The sequence below is a fragment of the uncultured Holdemanella sp. genome (assembly GCF_934754935.1).
In the GTDB taxonomy this organism is placed as follows: Bacteria; Bacillota_I; Bacilli_A; order Erysipelotrichales; family Erysipelotrichaceae; genus Holdemanella.
Genome location: NZ_CAKVJB010000065.1, coordinates 1 through 3,402 on the forward strand (window position 1 = coordinate 1; position 3,402 = coordinate 3,402).

Sequence of the window (3,402 nt, forward strand, 5' to 3'; positions counted from 1 at the left end):
CTTTCATTTGTTGAGTATTGATTGATACGACCATATAATCGATCATGGGTACAAATTTGATTCATTTTATAATATACTGCATATGACGGAAAAATGGTGCGCGTGTAGCGCACCATCGGTGTATCTGTAGCGGTCAACCGGTGCATCGATTTTTTGATTTAATTTCTTAATGATTCACCTTTAAATTCTAAACGATATGCTTTACATAGAACTCGATCTAAACACGCGTCAGCGTATGTACAATCCTTAAATAAATCGTACCATTCTTTTACTGGGATTTGAGAAACCAACACTGTTGATTTTCTTCCTTCCCTTGAGTCAAGAATTTCAAATAGATGTCTACATTTTTCAACATCAAGATCCATAAGTCCAAAATCATCTATAATCAATAAATCTACTTGTGCTATATTTTCCATAATACCTAAGAATTTAATTGAATCATCTACTTGTTCATGAGCACTGAGTTCCAATAAGAGTTTGGAAGCAGAATAATATCTTACTTCTTTGAATTGTTTTAAAGCTGCAACAGCTAAGGCATTCACGTAATATGTTTTTCCTGTTCCTGTCATTCCTGTAACTACAAGATTTCTTCCTTCATCTATCCATGTACAAGTATTCAGCTTTTCGATTGTTGGTATATCCAGTTGTCTATCCGGATCATAGAGTTTTTCATCAAATGCTGCTCCAGGTATTTTCAGTTTAGCTTTTTTCAAATAACGCTCAAATTTCTTGTTGTATCTTAGATTCCATTCGGCTGTAACCAACTTTTCAAAACGCTCCTGAAAAGATTCTAAGTCGCTGTTTGGATTTTCTAATTGAAGGCGAAGTTCTTCTGCCATGCCGGAAAATTTCATGGATTTTAATTTCTCATATAGATCCATATAGATTGTTTGTTCTTCTTTGATTTCTGTTTTATTCATAATGTGATTTACCCCTAATATTCTTATGCTCTGGAAGAGTTTCCGAACGGTTTGTTTTCTTTTGATTCATCAAATTGTAAAGCTGCTTTTTAAAATGTGTATAGTTATAGATATGAGATTCCAGACAGATTTTGGCAGCTGTATCTGAAAATGCTTTTGGATTATTTTTACACATATGAAGGATTCCATTACAGCTCTTATAAGATTGTTCTTCATAGCGGAATGTGCCAATAACCTTACAAATAAATTCATAAACATTTGGACCATAACTCTTTGCCCAACTTTTGTATGATTCTGCATTCATTTTATTTTCCAGATAATAATAACGATGACTTTCAGGCATATGTTCTTCTTTCGTTATATATTTTGGATATGGTTTATAAGCACGTTTATGAGTGCAGATCAGATGGTTCATAGAATCACAGATAATAATATCGAAATATGAAGCTTTTAATGTAACTTCCTGTTTATAATAAGTATGGGGAACAGAATAGTAATGGTGATCATATTCAATGTGATAATTATTAGGAACTGTTTTGATTACATATGTATATGGCTTTAAAGATTCATGTGGTAGTGGCTTTAAAGCGGGCTTGTCATATTTATCAAACACTTCTTTTCTGTTTCCTTTTCCTTTAGAAAATTCTCGATTGTTCAACTCATCTGTGATTATGGATATTTCAGTATTCAGTTCTGAAAAGCTGGAAAAACGACGTCCTTTCAATTTTTCCAAAAGATGTGTTTCTATCCATCTGACATTATTTTCAACCGAAGGTTTTGCCCGCGGCTTTAGCGGAGGAGCTGGAACAATTACAGTATTGTAGTAATCCTGTAAATCTTCATAGACCTTGTTTAAAATCAATACATCTTTTGTGTTTTTAATAGAAGCAGCCTTTGTGTTGTCTGGCTTCAGAATTTTAGGAACACCACCATAGAAGTTTAAAGCTTCTATCGTACCCTGAAGAAAGTTTGGTGTCTGTTCATTTGGAAACGCCATAACGAAGCAGTAACTACTTACACCTAATGTTGTTGTAAAAAAATGAGCAGTCTGAAGTTCACCAGGCACATCAGTATATACAAGATCCAAAGTGTCTCCAACCCAGTCTATATACATAATTTCACCAGGAACTCTGTTGATTGCCATTCTAAGATTGCTTTCCAAATGATTCTCATCAAGCCATTGTTTAAAGTAATGTTTAAATTGCGTGTATTGATAGCCATCTGGATATAATTTCTTATAATCAATCCAAATAAAATACAAATTTGCCTTAGAATTTTTATCTGTAAGCTTTTTATAGACTTTCTCAAAATCCGGTAACGGAGCTTCCTTTCTAGGATGTGCGTTTGGATAGAACATTTGTTCAACCATTTTTGGTGTCATAGAATGAAGTTGTTTAAGAGTTACATCCATTGCCTTAAACTTTTTGTTAATGTCAGTGATAGTGCTGTTACCAATCGCATATCTTGTACGAATGTCGTTATAAGAAAAACCATCTCCTAACATTTCAAGAACACCAATAATTGTAGTGCTTTTCTGCATACAAAAAGACCTCCTTTCACTACAGTCAAACTATAGCATTAAGGAGGTCCTATTACACCGGTTGTCCGTCATGTTGCACCGATTCAAACGTCATTCGAAACCGGTATGACCGCTAGAGGCGCACCGAATTAGCCGTCAATTGCACTCCTGTGTAACGATCATACACATACATACGGGTGCCATTCCAATCAACCATCATTTTATCACCCGGTTTATGATTGATATGCATCGTAAGATTATGCTTTTTAACGTAATCACGATAGCGTTCGCAAAAGTAGCTATACTGATAAAACGGACTCTTGATTGACCGACAATCATCAACATATTCTTCCCATAATAGTTTGATAGTAGTTCCTGGCTTTAACAGCTCTTTATGGATGTAATCAAAATTGGGTTGCTTAATGGATAGATTAATTTTCACCTCCTGTTCAAATAATAAATTTTGGACATCTGGTTCACTGAGATCTTTAACAGATGACCAACAAATTTTCTTGTCATCAGCTACATTGAAAATTTTTCTTATTGTATCTCTAGAAATTTTGAGCGATACAGATATCTGCCTCTGACTAAAGTTTTGTGATCTCATTTCCAAAACTTTTTTAACATCTCGCATATAAAAAACACCTCCTAATCGCAAGACTAGATAAGTATACTTACTTACCTGTTAATATCTTACATCTGGAGGATAATATTTTATATCTACAATGCAGCGTGGACTTATACAACGGATTCAATGGACTTCGTCACCGTATCAACTGGACTTATTTTACCGTATTGGATGGGCTTGCCCATCCGTTATATTCAATTAAATGTGACTTATAACAAAAAATACTTCAAGATTTTTATCCTAAAGTATCTTTTTTTGATTTATTAGAAGTTTGTTTATAAATTCGATATGCAATAACTAATATCCATAAAAACAGATAATTCAGTAATGGAAAT

At 33.8% G+C, this 3,402-nt stretch carries 3 protein-coding genes; all 3 read right to left on the reverse strand.

The window, feature by feature from the left end:
• Window positions 1–158: 158 nt before the first annotated feature.
• A complete protein-coding gene (locus tag Q0E86_RS11015; protein ID WP_295757167.1) occupies window positions 159–920 on the reverse strand; it encodes an ATP-binding protein in 762 nt (253 codons plus the stop codon).
• A complete protein-coding gene (istA, locus tag Q0E86_RS11020; RefSeq protein ID WP_295757169.1) occupies window positions 913–2,460 on the reverse strand; it encodes an IS21 family transposase in 1,548 nt (515 codons plus the stop codon). Before istA ends, Q0E86_RS11015 begins: the two co-directional genes overlap by 8 nt.
• 112 nt (window positions 2,461–2,572) lie before the next feature.
• A complete protein-coding gene (locus Q0E86_RS11025; RefSeq protein WP_295757172.1) occupies window positions 2,573–3,073 on the reverse strand; it encodes a hypothetical protein in 501 nt (166 codons plus the stop codon).
• Window positions 3,074–3,402: the final 329 nt, after the last annotated feature.